Raw genomic sequence first — 14,866 nt, 5'->3', positions numbered from 1 at the left:
CTCCCGGTCCGTTTTTTTTTGCAGGCAGAGCCTCTTTTTTTTACAGCACCCCAACCGGAAGAAATCACGAATACAGGAGGGCGTTGACGATGGCGGCCGCGACGGAGCTTCCGCCCTTCCGCCCGCGCGCCACGATAGAATCGAACGGAGCCGAAAGGACAAGCTCCTTCGCCTGGACGACGTTCACGAACCCGACCGGACAGGCGACGACAAAAGCCGGGGTGAAAATTCCCGCGTCATGGAGCTGCCGGAGACGCACGAGGGCGGTCGGCGCGTTCCCCACCGCGAAAAAGACGGGGCGGCCGCCGAACAGCCGGACAGCCTTGTCGACGGAGCACGCTGCCCGCGTCAGCCCGGATTTTTTCGAGGCGCAGGCGACATCATCGTCCGCCATAAAACACGCCTTCTCAATGCCGAACGACGCGCAGAAACGCGACGAAATACCCGACAAGGCCATGTTCGTGTCCGTCACAACGACGGGCTTCCCATTCTTGAGGAGCGAGACCGCCTTGCTGACGGCATCCTTTGAAAAGACGAGGTTTGAGGCGAAGTCGAAATCCGCCGTCGCGTGGATGCAGCGGAGGACGACCTTCTCGTTTTCCGCGGGCACGGAAATTCCCATGCGGGAAAGCTCCCCGCGGATAATCCTCATGCTTTCCGCCTCAATCTCCTCGGGAAGGAAAGCCCGCACCGAATCGAACGAACCAAGGTCTCCGAACAAAAAATCTTCCATAAAAAAAACTCCCATAAAAACAATCGGCCGTCAGAATTCGACGCCCCGCCTCGCAGCGACGCCGGAATCGAACGGATGGCGGACTTTCACCATCTCCGTAATGTAGTCGGCGCGTTCGAGGAAAACAGCCGGCGGGTTCCTTCCCGTAAGGACGAGCTCGAGAAGCGGTGGCGGCGACATGACGAGCGACTCGACGGCGCCCCTGTCGACAAGCGACGAATTCCATGCGGCACACACCTCGTCAAGGACAAGCAGCGCGGGAGCGCCGCATTCCGAGACGATGGACAACGCGCGCGAAAGGTTCGCGTCGGAAATACGGCGCGTTTCCCTCCGCTCGTCTTCATCCATGGCGGAGACGAATTTCCCGCAGCCTTTTCCGCGGAGGACGACAGCGCCGAGTTTTTCGAGCGAATCGACCTCGCCCGCATGGCGCGACTTCAGGAACTGGACGAAAACGACGGGAACGGACGAGCCCAAGGCGCGAGCGGAAAGCCCGAGCGCGGCTGTCGTCTTCCCCTTCCCCTCCCCGAAATACAAATGTATCACGATTTTTCCTCCCTGCTGATGCCCATGATTTCATATATCGCGCCGATGTCGAGCGACGCGCGGACAGATTCCTCAAGAAGGCGGAAATTCTTCTCGCGGACGGACGCCGGCTCCTCGAACGGAGGAAGTGCGCATCCTTTTGCAGACGCGAGCGAGCCGAGAACGGCGCGGAGAACGGCAGGCTCGTCGAAAAAACCATGGACGTACGTTCCGAACGCGTTCCCCTCCGCACAGAAAACGGCGTTCCCGCCCCCGCGCGAAAAGACGCTCGCGCCCTGATGCACCTCGTACCCCGTCGCGCGGAGAGACGAAAGGAACGAGAAAAAACCGTCCAACGGCGGGACAATCCACTCGCCGCGGGAAAGCGTTTTTTTCGTGCCGAACACCGTATCGACGGGAAGGAGCCCAAGCCCGTTCCGGACGGATGGGCGCCCGCCCTCAGACGCCGCGGAATCGTCGAGGACCCGCCCGAGAATCTGGTAGCCGCCGCATATTCCCGCGACGGGCTTCTTCTCCGCGAAGCGGCGCACAGCCCCGCCAAGCCCGCTTTCCTCCATGAATTCCATCGCGCGCACGGTGTTCTTCGTCCCCGGAACCACAATCATGTCCGCGCCGAAATCGACCTCCGACGGCGACTCCGCCTTCTCGACGGAAACGAACGGAACCGACGTGAAGGCGGCTATGTCGGTAAAATTCGAGACGAACGGAAGCGCGATTACGATTATCCGTATCAAAGGCGCGCTCCTCCTGACGAAAATGCTGCCGAACGAGAGGGAATCCTCGGCATCGAGCGAAAGCCCCTTCATGAAGGGAACGACGCCGAGCGTCCGCACGCCCGTCAGGTTCTCAAGCTGCGAAAGTGCGCCCGACAAAAGCGAGATGTCGCCACGGAATTTGTTCACGACGAACCCCTTTATGCGGCCTCTCTCCTTCTCTCCGACGAGGGCGTACGTCCCGTACAGCGACGCGAAAACGCCACCCCGGTCGATGTCGCCGACAAGGAGAACGGGCGCGTCGACAAGTTCGGCAAGCCCCATGTTCACGATGTCGCCCTCGCGCAAGTTTATCTCGGCGGGGCTTCCCGCGCCCTCGATGACGATTATGTCGTTCTCCGAAGCGAGAGACTCGAACGCCTCCATGATTTTAGGGACGAGCGTCTTCCTGAACGAAAAATAATCGGCTGCCCGCATGTCCCCGACAGCCTCGCCGCACACGATGACCTGGCTTTTCGAATCCGACGTCGGCTTGAGGAGAATCGGGTTCATCCTCACGTCGGGAAGCGCGGCGCACGCCTCCGCCTGGAGAATCTGCGCGCGCCCCATCTCCTTCCCGTCCGCCGTCACGCCCGAGTTCAGCGCCATGTTCTGAGACTTGAACGGAGCGACGCGGAAGCCGTCCTTCGCGAATATCCTGCACAGAGCCGCCACGACGAGCGACTTTCCCGCGTCGGACATCGTCCCCTGAACCATCAGGACTTTTGCCCGCTTTCCGAAAGGCTTCTCCGCGGGCTGCGGGAGCGGGACGGGAGAGAGGAGCGAAGTCAGCGCGTCGATAAGGAGGGAATTCTCTTCGGGCGAGCGGACGGATACGCGGTGGAAATCGGGGCCGAGTGAGCGGAACGTCGAGCAGGAGCGGATGGAAATCTTCTTCCCGCGGAATTCGACGAATTCGACCGCACCGTCGGCGGCGCACAGCTCGGAAAGGCGGCGGCTCCTGAAAACGACGAAATTCGCGCGGCTTTCTGACCGCCACAAGCCGAGCGAATCAAGCGCACGGCAAATCCGCGCGCGCTCGGAGGAAACGAGGGAGCGCATACGGGAAACCCACGAGGAGCCGCGGCTCTCCGCGCGAAGGACAGCCCCCGCACACGACTGCGTTACGGAGCCGACGGCCCACGGCCGGGAAAACGCCCTGAAAGCCTCCGCGTTCCTTTCCGAAAGGCACAGCGCGTAGCCGAACCGGAGCCCCGCCATCCCGTAAAATTTCGTGAACGCGTCGACGATGACGACGGACGGGAATTCTCCGCGGGAACGGACAATCCTCCTCAGCACCGACTCAGCCTCCTCTGAGAACATCGAAAAGCAGGAGTCGAGGACAAGCATCGCGCCCTCCTCCTCGCAGATGCCGGAAATCCGCCGAATCTCATCAAACGGAGCGACCTCCCCGAGCGGGTTCGACGGGCTTGCAAGGTAGACGACGCCGGCGCCGCTTCCCCGGATTTCCTCAGCATCGCGCGCATGGACGACGCGGAGAGACGCGCACGAAGCGGCCCGCCCGTACTCGGAGAACGCCGGCTCCATCACGACGGCACAGGCGCTCCGCGAGGACGCGACGAGCGCGGAAAGGAGAATCACGTCGGCGGCACCCGCGCCGCACACGAAATCGGACGCACCGCATCCCCACCTCCCGGCAAGAAGGGCGCGGAGAGCGGAGCAGTCCGGGTCGGGATACGGGCAGCACGAACCGGGATGGAGCGCGGCGGAATGGAGCGCCTCAGCCGCCGCAGGATGGATTCCGAGCGGGCTTACGCTCGCGGAAAAATCGGCATCGACAAAAACGCGCGGGCCTCCGTGAAGGTTTGTTCTCTCATCATTCTCATTCATCTTCTGAACTCCAAAAAAAACGACAAAGCCGACAATGCGGCACAGAAAAGCGACGACGAGGCATACATCGAAACGACGGCCAGCGTTATATCATGGGGAACGACGGCGCGCACGTCGTCCCCGATAAACGGCTTCCGCTCCACCTTCCCCTCGTACGAGGCGTCGCCCGCGAGCCTGACCCCGAGCAGCCCCGCGATTACGCTCTCTGTCTGAGCCGAATTCGGGGAAGCGTGGCGGTACCGGTCGCGGAAAAAAATCCTGACGGCGCGCGCAGTCCCGAAAAAGCGGAACGGCACGCTCGAAACAATCATGAACAAAGCAGCAATGCGCGCGGGAACGAAATTCGCCGCGTCATCCATCCGCGCCGCGAACGTCCCGAAAAAAGCGTACCGCTCGTTCTTGTACGCAATCATCGAATCCATCGTGTTCACCGCCTTGTAGAAAAGCGCCAGCGGCGCGCCTCCCAAAGCATAGAAAAGAAGCGGCGCGAAAACGCCGTCCGTCGTGTTCTCCGCGACCGTCTCGACGCACGCCCTGACGACGCCGCTTTTGTCAAGGCAGGCAGTATCGCGCCCGACTATGCGGGAAACGGCCGAGCGCCCCTCCCCGACGGAAGACGACACCGCCCTCCGAACGTTCTCAGCCTCGTCGCGAAGGCACCGCGCGGCGACGGACTGATATCCCCAGAAAACATCGAGCAGGAGGAGAATCACGAGAAGCGGGAAGGAGCCGGCCCTAGTTCCGACGATGAAGGCGGAAAGGAGGACGGCCGCCGGCACGATAAACGAGACCGCAGACACGGAAACGGCGAGAACTGCCCCGGAAACGCGCTCCCTGACGATTCTCGACGAGCACGGCGGGCAGCGGAACACGCGCCGAAGCGCGCCCTCAAGCGCCCGGACAAGCCTCCCCATGAGGACGACGGGATGGAACGACGAAATGGCGGGAATCTCCCCAAAAAGGGAGTCGAGAAGGAAGACCGCGGGAAGCCGGAACGCGATGGTGGAAAGATGAAGCGCGAAAAGGAGGCGCACTGACGACAAAATCAAAGCGAAACCTCCCCGAAACGGAATGACGCGTTCCCGCTCTGCCATGAAAAATACGGGACGCCCCCAGCCCCCCTGAAGAACGAGCTGCACAATGCCATCTGCACGCCCCCGTGCGCGACTATCACCGCGACGCCTCCCGGCGGAACGGAGCGCATCGCGGCAGAGAACGCGGCGGACACCCGCGACGTGAAAACGGGAATCGACTCGCCGGGAAAATCAGCCGACGACGGGCACGCGCCGTTTCCGTTCGACGAGAGCCATTCTTCGTAGAGGAGCGCGTTTTTTGAGGAGCGGCTTCCGTCGGCAAAACGCCCTTCGGAAAGTTCCCCGTGCGTCATGTTCTCAAGAAGCCCCAGCCGCATCTCCCGGAAATCCTCGACGACGCGAATCTCGGAATGCGGGAAGAGAACCCGCGCGCTCGAGACGGCGCGCACCATCGGGGACGAAAAAACAACGGGCGGCTCCGAAACCGCCTTCGCGACGTCCCCTCGGAACCCGGAAAGCGCAGCCGGAAGGGAAGACGCGGCATCTGCGACGCCCTTCATCCCGGCGGAGGAAAGCGGCACGTCGGAAAGCCCGCCGGCAAAACGGCGCTCCCTGTTCGCGCCGGTCTCCCCGTGCCGGAAAACCGCGGCGTATTTTGGAAGCTCCCCCGTCCCGGGCGCGCCCTTTATGACCTGAGGAATCCCCGCGCACATAAGGACGACGGAATCGGCGACATGCGCGAGCGCCTGGTTCAGCCTTCCGTTCTTCTCGCGGAACGCGCGCTCCTCCGCCGACAGGGGAACGACACCGCAGCCGATTTCGGTCGCGACGACGACGGGAAAGGATGAAATCCGCTCCACCGTACGGGAAAGGGCGGGAAAAGGCGTATCCTCCTCGGAGGCGAACGCGGAAACGTCATCATCGGAGACGACATGGACGAGCGAAGAGGGCGTGCCGGAAAGCGACGACGCGATCGACATGGCATGCTTCCTCCTTCCGGAAAAAGCGCCTCCTATAACCATAATCATCGGCGCCATCCTTCCGGAATCGGCAATGCAAAAAATTCATATTCCTGAAACGACATGCAAAGATGATACCACATCGTGTAGAATGTTTTCATGGACAGGAAAACGACGACGGAGACAGCCGTCATCCCGCACGGGAACGAGGCAAAAACGATACGGAAGATTCAGGACGAGCTGTGCAGGAAAACGGGCGCGGTCCCCACGTTCCCGCTTTTCGTGCGATTCGGCGCGGGCGCGGAAGACATCGGGGATATAGAATCGTGCTCGGCGGAAGGAATCTCGGCCGAAGGAAAATCGATATTCATCAGGGCGAGTGCGAGTACGGGCAGAGGGAAAATCCGGGGGGCGATACAGATTGCGAAAGACGCGGAATTTCCCGGGCGCGCGGAGGGAACGCCGGCATCGGTGCGGCTTCCCGTCTTCAGGGTCGCGCGCGTGTCGTTCAGCGAGGACCGCGACGGATGCGAATGGGAAATCCTCTCCGAGAGATGGGTGAAATCACGCGACATCGACGGGAATTCCCGCGACGACGCGGACGACGCGGGAGCATGAGCGCGCAAAGGACGACATGACGCCGGAAAGCGCCGAAAAATATTCCCCCATCCCCGCGTCCATGGCGGGAAGGCGCTCGAGGAATATGTCGGGAGAGACGAGGACGACATCGCGGGCGCGGACGGACAGGGCGGAAAGGAAAGCGGAGACGGACTGGCGCGCGTCCGGGTCGATTTCCCCGCCTCGGAAAAGCGCCCGGGAGACGAGGTTGCCCGCATCCTCGACGAGGACGGTCGCCCCGGAAAAAACGGGAGCATCCGAAAAGCGCGCCAAACCGGAAAAAGCGCCGCGCGGAATCTCCACGGTGGAAAACCCCTTCCCCGCCCGCAGCGCGCGATGCCGCGCAATCCTCGACGGGGCATCGCCGCCCGAAAGCGGGTCCATAGCCGCGAGGTACACAAGCCTTCCTCCCCCCGCCCGGACAATTCCCGAAGCGAAATCCTCCGCGAACGCCGACTTTCCGGAAGCGCTTCCCCCAAAAACAAGCGCATTCAAAACGGTTTGTACGCCTCTATCCGTATCTGCCCGAACGTCGGCATCGTCTTGTAAACGTCGAGCGCCATATCCAGCATCGGGAGGAACGCCATGCACCCCGTCCCCTCCCCGAGGTGGAACCCCGCATCGACCGCCGCCCTCAGCCCGAGCGCGGAAAGCACGGCACGCCCCGCGCCCTCCGACGAGACGTGGCTGGCAATCATGTATCCGGCCGATTCCGGGACGAGATTCGACGCGCAGAGGGCGGCGACGGCCGAGATGAACCCGTCAACCACGACGGGACGGCGGAACACGGCGCCGCCGATGAAGAACCCGCACATCGCCGCGATGTCGAACCCGCCGAGCTTGGAAAGGACATCGGAGGCATCGGAGGCGTCGGGGGCGCGCAGGCTGATTCCGCGGGCGACAACGGCGCGCTTCCTCGAAAGCCCCTCGTCGGAAAGCCCGGCGCCGCGCCCCACCGTCTCGGAAGGAGGCAGCCCCAAAAGGACGGACGCCACGGCCGCCGACGTCGTCGTGTTCCCGATTCCCATCTCCCCGGTGCACAGGATATCGAAGCCGAGCGACGCAAGCCGCCCCGCCTCCTCCACGCCGCGGACAATCGCGGAAAAGCATTCCCCGCGCGTCATGGCGTCGCGCTCGATGAAATTCCGCGTGCCGTTCGGGGCAATCCCGACATCGAGCGGGAAGACCGAGACGCGCGCAGTCTTCGCCATCTTGCAGACGGAGCTTTCCCCGCGAATCATATTCTCGTAGACGATGCGCGTGACTTCCTGCCCCGCCTGCGTCACCCCCTCGGAGACGACCCCGTTGTCGGAGCAGAAAACGGCAAGCGCGCGGCGGGAAATCGACGGGTTCTCCGTCCCGAGCGCGGAGGCGACGCGGCACACGTCGTCCTCGAGCACGCCAAGCCCGCCGAGCGGTTTTGCTATGCTCATCCACCGCTCACGCGCGCGGGAGAACGCACCGCCGTCGCATGGAGACGCCGACGACACAAGCTCACGAAACCGCGCCTCGATTGGGGAACATTCACTTTTCATGCGGGCAACCTCCTTTTCTGCACGACGAGCATCCTGCACACGACGAGCATCCTGCACACGACGAGCACCCCGCGCAGGAAAGCCCCCTCATCGACTCGAACACGAGCGCGGCATCGACGAACCGCTCAGCGACGGCAGGATTCGACGGGAAATACAGATGGGGGAACCCCGCGACGATGTTCCGCTCGCCTCCGCGGCAGCGCGGCGCGTTCGACGGGGACGAGACCTGGACGCACATCCACGAGCGCCCGTCGCCCTTGACCGCGCGGAACGAGCTTCCGTTCTCGCTCGTGTCGAAATAATGGAATTCGTGCGCCTTTATCCGCCCGCCTTTTTCCATCAGGAAGGAGTCCTCCAGCGCCTCAAGCTCTATGTAGCCGAACCGGACGGGCTTTCCCTCGTTCCTGAAACTCCCGCCGAGGATTCCGAGCATCTGGAGGTAGAGGAAGCCGCCGCATTCCGCGAAAACAGGCGCGCCGCTCCCGCAGAACCTCCGTACCGAAGACGACGAGCGCGAATTGTCGGCAAGGCGCGAGAAGAAAAGCTCCGGATAGCCGCCGCCGATGTACAGGGCGGAGCATCCTTCGGGAACCTCCTCGTCGGCAAGCGGGGAGAAGAACGATATCCCGGCACCGGCGGCGCGCAGCATGTCAAGGTTCTCCCGGTAGTAGAAGCAGAAAGCGTCGTCGCGCGCGACGGCGATGCGCACTTTTTCCCGCCCCGGCTCCGCACGCATGGGAGCGCATTCCACCGGCGCCCCGGAAAACGACGCCGCGCGAAGAATCCCGTCGATGTCGAGCGTCTCCGAAGCGCGCGCGGCTAGCAGCTCCATTTTCCCGCCTATTCCGGGAACGGTCTCCGGCGTCATAAGCCCGAGATGGCGGGAGCCGACTGAAAAGCCCTCATCCTCCTCCAGAAAGCCAAGGCAGCCGACGCCGCATTCCTTCCGTATCATTTCGGAAAGGAGCGCGTACCGGCTCCGGGAGCATCTGTTCAGGATTATGCCCGCGATGCGAGCGGACGGGCGGAATTTCATGAAGCCGAGAATTTCCGCGCAGAGCGACAACGAGCGCCCCTTAACGTCGAAAACAAGTATCACGGGAGAATCGAGCGCGGCGGCAACCTCGAACGCGCTCGCGCCGATTCCGCCGGAAACGCCGTCGAAATACCCCATGGAGCCCTCGACAATCGCAAGCGAGCACCCCCTCGTGTCGGACTCGAACACGGTGCGCGCGCCGTCAGCGCCGCTGAAAAAAATGTCTATGTTTCCCGTAACGTGCGCGGAAAGCGAATGGAACATCGGGTCAATGAAATCGGGACCCGCCTTTATGACGGCGACGCGCGCGCCTGGAAAGCGCTGGCGGACGACCATAGACAGGGCGCACACGACGGTCGTCTTTCCGCCGGAACTTGATGGAGAAGAAATCAGTATTCGTGGAACCATATGCGAAAGAGTATGCCGAAAATCGAAGCGAACATAAAGGCTGATTCCGCCCCGTCAAAGCTCCTCAAGAAGCTCCTCGGCGCCGTCGTCCTGAATCCCCGTCCGTCTGAGGACGATTATCGTCATGTCGTCGTCGCGCGGAACCTCTCCGATGAAGCCGAAAAGCGAGGAGACGAGGTCGTCGAGAATCGCCTTGGCGTCCTTCCCGCCTGATGCGCGCAGAATCTCCATCACGCGCTCCTTGCCGAACTGGTCGCGGAATTCGTTCATCGCCTCCGTCAGCCCGTCCGTGAAGCAGACGAAGACGTCGCCCTCCTCCATCTGAAATCGGATTTCGGGAAAGGAGACGTCGATGTCGCGGATTCCGATAGCGCCGTACTGGAACTGTCCCTCGTCGTGGACAATCTCGCAGACGGAGGACGTGGCGGCCCGGAACAGAATCGGATGAGGATGGCCCGCGTTCGCCATCTCGACACCGCACGTCCCGTTCTCGTCAGGCCCGGTGAAGCGTATCAGAAGCCCCGTCAGGTAGTTCTCGATGTCGCCCTTCGCCTCGATTATCTGCTCGTTCACGCGGTAGAGCGCCGTGGAGATGGAGCGCGCCTTTTCGTTGCTGTCCCGGAACGACTCGTAGACGATGTGCTTCGAGAGCATCGTTATGAGGCTCGCCGCGATTCCGTGCCCGGAGACGTCGAAAAGCGACATTCCCCGAAGAGTCCTCCCCTCGTGGTAATAATCGAAAAGGTCGCCCGAGACTTTCGCAGCCGCCTCGTACGCAATCGCCACGTCCCAGCCGAGGAACGAGACCTCAGGAAGGGGAAAGAATTTCTTCTGCACTATCGACGCCATCTCAAGGTCGACGTTGCTCCGCCTCATCTCAAGCTCAAGCCGCTCGTTCGCCTCGGAGAGCCGCTTCGTCTTCGCCCTGACCTCCGTGTCGAGGTTGAAGGAGAGAATCTCGTTGCGCCGGTAGACCCTGTTGTAGCGCACGGTGAGTATCATGATGAAGACGAAGAGCGAGACCTGCCAGCCGAATATCGATATGTAGGGCTGCGCGGTGAACATAAGTATGTCGCGGAGTATGAAGTCGGCGAGAATCGTGCATATGGTCGGGAGGAAGCCGACGGCGAGGATACGCGCCGAGGTGCGCGCCTGCGCGTCCGCCCCGAAAAACGCCCGCACGACCTCGCGAATCCCGAACCCGAGCTGGAACGCCATCATCACGAGGCACGGAATCGTAAGTCGCATGAGGAAATTGTAGTCCGGGGCAAAAAGGCAGGCGCCCGAGGCGGTCAGCAGCAGGACGGGCATTGCGAACCGCACCAGCGGGGAAATCCTCACGCGCAGGTACTGCATCATGAAAAGGGAGGCGAACGTGACGACGAAGAAGAAGCTTATGCAGAGCGCGAGCTTTGTGAAAAGGAAATACGAGACGAATTCCATGTCGTAAATCGGCACGTCGGAGGCGCAGAACGGAAGCAGGAAGCAGACCGTCGAAAGGTTCAGGAGGCTGAACGACAGGTTGTCCTTCTCGTTGCGCCGCCCGATGTACATAAGGAGATACAGGATGAACGCGCAGAGCATGCCCCCGGAAAACATGATGTACATCCTGACGTTCCAGAACGTTATCATGTCGGACGTGCGGGACGCGCTGTCGTACTCGTCGACGAAAACGAAATCGGAGATGTCCCCGCGCCCGTGCACCCAGACCTTGACGAGAATCGTGTTCACGCCCTCCTGCCGTATCATCGAGTTCGGGAAATAATAGAGGTGCGACTGGAAAAGCGAGCTCTTCTCATTCGGGGGGAACTCGCCGTAGCCGCCGACGTACACGTTGTTGAGCCAAACCTTGTCGGAGAAATGCAGGTATGGAATCACGAGCCCGAGGCTTTTGTAGCGGAGCATCTCCGGGACAGTGAATTCCATCTTCAGCCAAATGAACGCGCCGTCACGCCCGACAAGCGGCTCGAAGCAGCGCTTGTGGCTCTCCCGCGCCTTACGCAACTCCTTGAATTCCGCGAACGCCGCGGAATAGACGTTGCTGTGCGCGTCCGTCCGTGCCCAGCTTATTCTGTCGTTAAGGTAAATCCGCGTCGAAGAGCCGAACCTGCACGACATCAGCCCAAACGTCAGCAGCGAGAGAAGCGCCATGATGAGAATTTTGCCACCGAACCGTCCGGAACTGCTCATAAGGGCTGAATCACCTCCCCATCAGAGTGACGAGGCAGACGGGATTCTCGGCCTTCATCAGGTGGACTTTCCCCGCGCGCGCGGATTCCGCCACGGAAACCTGCACGACCTCGAATTCGCGCTTGTACCTGCCGGCATACGTGACGCACTCGGAAAGCGTCTCCGGGGTCGCGCACGCCACGACTACGCGCGCAAGCGGATTCTTCCCGAACACAGCCTCGGCAATCTCGACGAGGTTCCCGTCGCTTCCGCCAACGAAAACGGCATCGGGGAGCGGAAGCTGCTCAAGCGCGGCGGGAGCCTTACCCTCGACGATTTCCATGTTCAGCGCGCAGAATTTTGCCCTGTTCTCGCGGAGGAGCGCAACGGCGTTTTCCTTCTTCTCCACGGAATAGACCGAGCATCCGGCACAGCGCGCCAAATCGATGCTGACCGCGCCAGTCCCCGCCCCGACATCCCAGACGACATCGCCGTCGCGCACGGAAAGGAGGGAAAGCGCAAGGGAGCGCACCGCGCGCTTCGACATGGGGACGCCCTTCCCCGCGCTTTTCGACTGCGAGCGGACGAACGCATCGTCGGGAAGCGCCCCCGAGCCGCGCGGAACCTCGAAATCACCGGCAGGGATTCCCTCCACGAGGACGACGGAAAGCCCCATCGACGAGAGCGACTCGTAATCGCGAACGAAAGCGTCGCTTTCCACGCTCCTCATGTCGAACGTGACAATCCGCTCGTCGCAATAGCTCAGCCTGTCCGCGACCGTGACGACGGCGAGGAGCTCCCTGTCGAGAAGGTAATCAACCACGGATTTCGCGGTGACGCGGCCGCCCGTAAGGAGGAAGACCGGCTTGCCGCGGGAAACGGGATGGAGGACGGCGGGAATCTCGCAGTCGACGCCGTGAGCCGACACGAGCTCCCACTCGTGCCAGTCGCGCCCGAGCCTTGACGCGAGGACCTGAGCGGACGTCAGCCCAGGAACGAGCTCCACGTTCCAGCCCTTCCCGACGAGAATTTCCCGGAGACGCCCCGCGCCGGAATAGAAGCCGCTGTCGCCGGAGAAAACCGCGCAGCACGTCCGCCCCGCGTTTTCCGGAAGCGAAATGAACGACTCGAATTTCTCCGCGATTTCCTCGGAATTGTAGGAGCAGAACCACTCGCCGTTCACCAAATCCTCGCCGACGACCTCAAGGACACGCTCCGCGCCCGCGACAACGGAAGCGTTCTCTATCCGCTTCACCGCCTCAAGCGTCATGCACGAAAACGCACCCATGCCGACGCCGACCAAAAAACATTGCTTCATACGACCCCCGCCTTATTCCCCTAAAAACGTCCGCCGTCAGACGCCGACGACAAGCACGCTCATGTACGCGTTCCCGAAAACATCCGCGCCGGCCTCAGCGAGCGCGTCTCCGGTCAATATCCGCTCGTCCGCCCCGCCGGCACCCTGCACGAGATGGGCCGAGCCTGAAAGTCCGCGGGAAACCACCTCGGAGACGATTTCCCCAAGATGGCGCGGGGATTTCATGAAAATCTTCGTCCCCGGTGACGAAAGCACGTCGCCGAGCGCGCCCGAGCGGTAGCACGCGTCCCCGGGAATTATCCTGATTTCGTCGCCGAGCCCCGGAGCCATGTCGAGCGCGCACGAGCATGCCGCCGCGCAAAAAGACGGCACGCCCGCGACGAATTCGACGCGGAACCCCATCTGCCCGACAATTTTTGCGATTCTTGCGGCAGTGGAATAAATCGAGACGTCGCCTATCGACACGAACGCGACATCACCTTTCTCAAGGTATTCTGCGGCACGGGAAGCGAACGCCCCGTATTCGGCATCAGTCCTCGCCTTGTCGCCCGACATGGAGAACCTGACGCCGACGCACTCCTTCCCGGACACGTCGACCGCCTCGCATACGCAGTCGAACGCGATGTGCTTTCCCTCGCCGGAGCCGGTTACGGGATAGAATATGGTCGGGCACCTCCCGAGGACGCGGACCGCGCCCAGCGTAATGAAATCGGCACCGGCAGGACCGGTACTGACAGCGTAAAATGTTCCACTCATAGATTCCGAAAAAAACATGCCGCGCAAAGAGGACGCGCAGCGATTCCTCCAAAAAAGGATACCCCGCGAAAAAGCGGGCAAATCCATTATACCACCTAATACGCGCGCTTTCACTTTCAATTTTCAGTTTTCGATTATAAACTGTCGCCATGACGCTATCGAACGAATCGCTTGTGCAGCTCTCAAAGCACGTCTTCTATATAAAATACCCGACGAACATAGGAATAATCTCGGCGGAGGAGGAAAAACGCCTCTATCTCATCGACACCGCGAACGACGACGAGTCGGTGCAGCGGATAATCGACTTCCTCAAGGAGCGCTTTCCCGGATTCAGGATTGCCGCCGCGCTCAACACGCACGCGCACGCCGACCACTGCGGCGGGAACGCACGGCTCATGGAGGAGACCGGATGCGAAATTTGGGCGGGAAAGGGAACGGACGCCCTCCTCGAGAACCCCGACATCGAGATGAACATCATCTGGGGAGGAACGGCCGTAAAGGAGCTTCAGACAAGGTACTTCATCGCGAGGAAAAGCCGCGCGTCGAAAATCCTCGAGGAGGGAAAGGCGGAGCTGATACATGCCGGAAACGGGAAATTCATCGCAGTCGAGCCTATTCCGCTCGGGGGGCACTACATACGGCAGCTCGGGTTCCTCGTGACGGACACCGACGGAAAGAAAACGCTCTTCATGGGCGACGCTATTTCGGGGAGGAACGTCATCAGGAAATACTGGATTCAATACCTTCTCGACGAGGCGGGGACGAAGGAGACGCTCTCCCGGCTCCCGTCAATCGACGCCGATTTCTACGTCCCGTCGCACGGCCAGCTCGTGAACGACATAGAGGGGCTTTCCGAGCTGAACCTCATCGCCGTCCTCGAGACGGAGAACCTCATCCTCGACATAATAAGGACGCCGAAAACCGCGGAGGAGATACTGAAGGAAGTCGCCGACAGGAACGGCATAACGCTCAAGGCGGCGCAGTTCGTCCTCATCGGAAGCACAATCCGCTCGTACCTTTCCGCCCTCCGCGACGAGGGAAGAGCCGATTACGAAATCAGGGAGAACAGGATGTTCTGGAAAAGGACGCGCCAGAACGGATGACGGCCGGGCTTCCGCTCGGGGACAAAAAAAAGCGGACATCCCCGAATG

Annotated in this window: 13 protein-coding genes; 2 read left to right on the top strand and 11 right to left on the bottom strand. The window is 61.6% G+C overall.

Annotated features, from left to right (window positions below; translation table 11 throughout):
• Positions 1-64: 64 nt before the first annotated feature.
• Genes TRESADRAFT_RS02555 through TRESADRAFT_RS02535 form a run of 5 tightly spaced genes read right to left on the bottom strand, consistent with a single transcriptional unit; the run spans position 65 to position 5,896 of the window.
• A complete protein-coding gene (locus TRESADRAFT_RS02555; protein ID WP_002702545.1) occupies positions 65-733 on the bottom strand; it encodes a precorrin-8X methylmutase in 669 nt (222 codons plus the stop codon).
• 30 nt (positions 734-763) lie between these two features.
• Positions 764-1,279 (bottom strand): cob(I)yrinic acid a,c-diamide adenosyltransferase, encoded by a 516-nt coding sequence (locus tag TRESADRAFT_RS02550; RefSeq protein WP_002702542.1) that lies wholly within the window; start codon positions 1,277-1,279, stop codon positions 764-766.
• Positions 1,276-3,882, bottom strand: a complete 2,607-nt coding sequence (locus TRESADRAFT_RS15570) for a cobyric acid synthase (RefSeq protein WP_002702540.1) — start codon at positions 3,880-3,882, stop codon at positions 1,276-1,278. Before TRESADRAFT_RS15570 ends, TRESADRAFT_RS02550 begins: the two co-directional genes overlap by 4 nt.
• Entirely contained in the window at positions 3,879-4,931 is a 1,053-nt protein-coding gene (gene cbiB, locus TRESADRAFT_RS02540) for an adenosylcobinamide-phosphate synthase CbiB (protein WP_002702538.1), read from the bottom strand. The genes TRESADRAFT_RS15570 and cbiB overlap by 4 nt, the downstream gene beginning before the upstream one ends.
• The gene (locus TRESADRAFT_RS02535) at positions 4,928-5,896 is read right to left on the bottom strand and encodes a bifunctional adenosylcobinamide kinase/adenosylcobinamide-phosphate guanylyltransferase (RefSeq protein ID WP_002702536.1); all 969 of its coding nucleotides are present in this window, start codon (positions 5,894-5,896) and stop codon (positions 4,928-4,930) included. Before TRESADRAFT_RS02535 ends, cbiB begins: the two co-directional genes overlap by 4 nt.
• Before the next feature lie 138 nt (positions 5,897-6,034).
• Between TRESADRAFT_RS02535 and TRESADRAFT_RS02530 the strand changes: the two genes are divergently transcribed.
• On the top strand, positions 6,035-6,493 hold the full coding sequence (locus TRESADRAFT_RS02530; protein WP_002702534.1) for a hypothetical protein: 459 nt from the start codon (positions 6,035-6,037) through the stop codon (positions 6,491-6,493).
• Here TRESADRAFT_RS02530 and TRESADRAFT_RS14875 read toward each other — a convergent pair.
• The 6 genes from TRESADRAFT_RS14875 to TRESADRAFT_RS14870 are packed head-to-tail and all read right to left on the bottom strand — an operon-like array spanning position 6,440 to position 13,715.
• Positions 6,440-6,988: a bifunctional adenosylcobinamide kinase/adenosylcobinamide-phosphate guanylyltransferase gene (locus tag TRESADRAFT_RS14875; protein ID WP_002702532.1), complete on the bottom strand. Its 549-nt coding sequence runs from the start codon at positions 6,986-6,988 to the stop codon at positions 6,440-6,442. The two genes, TRESADRAFT_RS02530 and TRESADRAFT_RS14875, sit on opposite strands and share 54 nt — an antisense overlap.
• Positions 6,985-8,028, bottom strand: a complete 1,044-nt coding sequence (locus TRESADRAFT_RS02520) for a nicotinate-nucleotide--dimethylbenzimidazole phosphoribosyltransferase (protein ID WP_002702530.1) — start codon at positions 8,026-8,028, stop codon at positions 6,985-6,987. Before TRESADRAFT_RS02520 ends, TRESADRAFT_RS14875 begins: the two co-directional genes overlap by 4 nt.
• On the bottom strand, positions 8,018-9,472 hold the full coding sequence (locus tag TRESADRAFT_RS02515) for a cobyrinic acid a,c-diamide synthase CobB (protein ID WP_002702523.1): 1,455 nt from the start codon (positions 9,470-9,472) through the stop codon (positions 8,018-8,020). Before TRESADRAFT_RS02515 ends, TRESADRAFT_RS02520 begins: the two co-directional genes overlap by 11 nt.
• A gap of 54 nt (positions 9,473-9,526) precedes the next feature.
• Complete coding sequence (locus tag TRESADRAFT_RS02510; RefSeq protein ID WP_002702522.1) at positions 9,527-11,662, bottom strand: PP2C family protein-serine/threonine phosphatase; 2,136 nt, start codon at positions 11,660-11,662, stop codon at positions 9,527-9,529.
• 10 nt (positions 11,663-11,672) lie between these two features.
• Entirely contained in the window at positions 11,673-12,959 is a 1,287-nt protein-coding gene (locus TRESADRAFT_RS02505) for a bifunctional cobalt-precorrin-7 (C(5))-methyltransferase/cobalt-precorrin-6B (C(15))-methyltransferase (RefSeq protein WP_002702521.1), read from the bottom strand.
• 36 nt (positions 12,960-12,995) lie between these two features.
• Positions 12,996-13,715 (bottom strand): precorrin-2 C(20)-methyltransferase, encoded by a 720-nt coding sequence (locus TRESADRAFT_RS14870; RefSeq protein WP_159100020.1) that lies wholly within the window; start codon positions 13,713-13,715, stop codon positions 12,996-12,998.
• Positions 13,716-13,864: 149 nt separating this feature from the next.
• Here TRESADRAFT_RS14870 and TRESADRAFT_RS02495 point away from each other — a divergent pair, with 149 nt between their 5' ends.
• Positions 13,865-14,818 (top strand): MBL fold metallo-hydrolase, encoded by a 954-nt coding sequence (locus TRESADRAFT_RS02495; RefSeq protein ID WP_002702519.1) that lies wholly within the window; start codon positions 13,865-13,867, stop codon positions 14,816-14,818.
• The last annotated feature ends 48 nt before the right edge of the window (positions 14,819-14,866 follow it).

The organism is Treponema saccharophilum DSM 2985 (assembly GCF_000255555.1).
Taxonomy (GTDB): Bacteria; Spirochaetota; Spirochaetia; order Treponematales; family Treponemataceae; genus Treponema_D; species Treponema_D saccharophilum.
The sequence above is the reverse complement of the archived record's forward strand: the minus strand, read 5'-3'. Positions and strand labels throughout refer to the sequence as shown.

Excerpts from the sequence above, each read along its gene's own strand:
- TRESADRAFT_RS02515 (WP_002702523.1), bottom strand. The coding sequence starts at position 9,472 with ATGGTTCCACGAATACTGATTTCTTCTCCATCAAGTTCCGGCGGAAAG.
- TRESADRAFT_RS15570 (WP_002702540.1), bottom strand. The coding sequence starts at position 3,882 with ATGAATGAGAATGATGAGAGAACAAACCTTCACGGAGGCCCGCGCGTT.
- TRESADRAFT_RS02535 (WP_002702536.1), bottom strand. The coding sequence starts at position 5,896 with ATGTCGATCGCGTCGTCGCTTTCCGGCACGCCCTCTTCGCTCGTCCAT.
- TRESADRAFT_RS02510 (WP_002702522.1), bottom strand. The coding sequence starts at position 11,662 with ATGAGCAGTTCCGGACGGTTCGGTGGCAAAATTCTCATCATGGCGCTT.
- TRESADRAFT_RS02555 (WP_002702545.1), bottom strand. The coding sequence starts at position 733 with ATGGAAGATTTTTTGTTCGGAGACCTTGGTTCGTTCGATTCGGTGCGG.
- TRESADRAFT_RS02505 (WP_002702521.1), bottom strand. The coding sequence starts at position 12,959 with ATGAAGCAATGTTTTTTGGTCGGCGTCGGCATGGGTGCGTTTTCGTGC.
- TRESADRAFT_RS02530 (WP_002702534.1), top strand. The coding sequence starts at position 6,035 with ATGGACAGGAAAACGACGACGGAGACAGCCGTCATCCCGCACGGGAAC.
- TRESADRAFT_RS14870 (WP_159100020.1), bottom strand. The coding sequence starts at position 13,715 with ATGAGTGGAACATTTTACGCTGTCAGTACCGGTCCTGCCGGTGCCGAT.
- TRESADRAFT_RS02495 (WP_002702519.1), top strand. The coding sequence starts at position 13,865 with ATGACGCTATCGAACGAATCGCTTGTGCAGCTCTCAAAGCACGTCTTC.
- TRESADRAFT_RS02520 (WP_002702530.1), bottom strand. The coding sequence starts at position 8,028 with ATGAAAAGTGAATGTTCCCCAATCGAGGCGCGGTTTCGTGAGCTTGTG.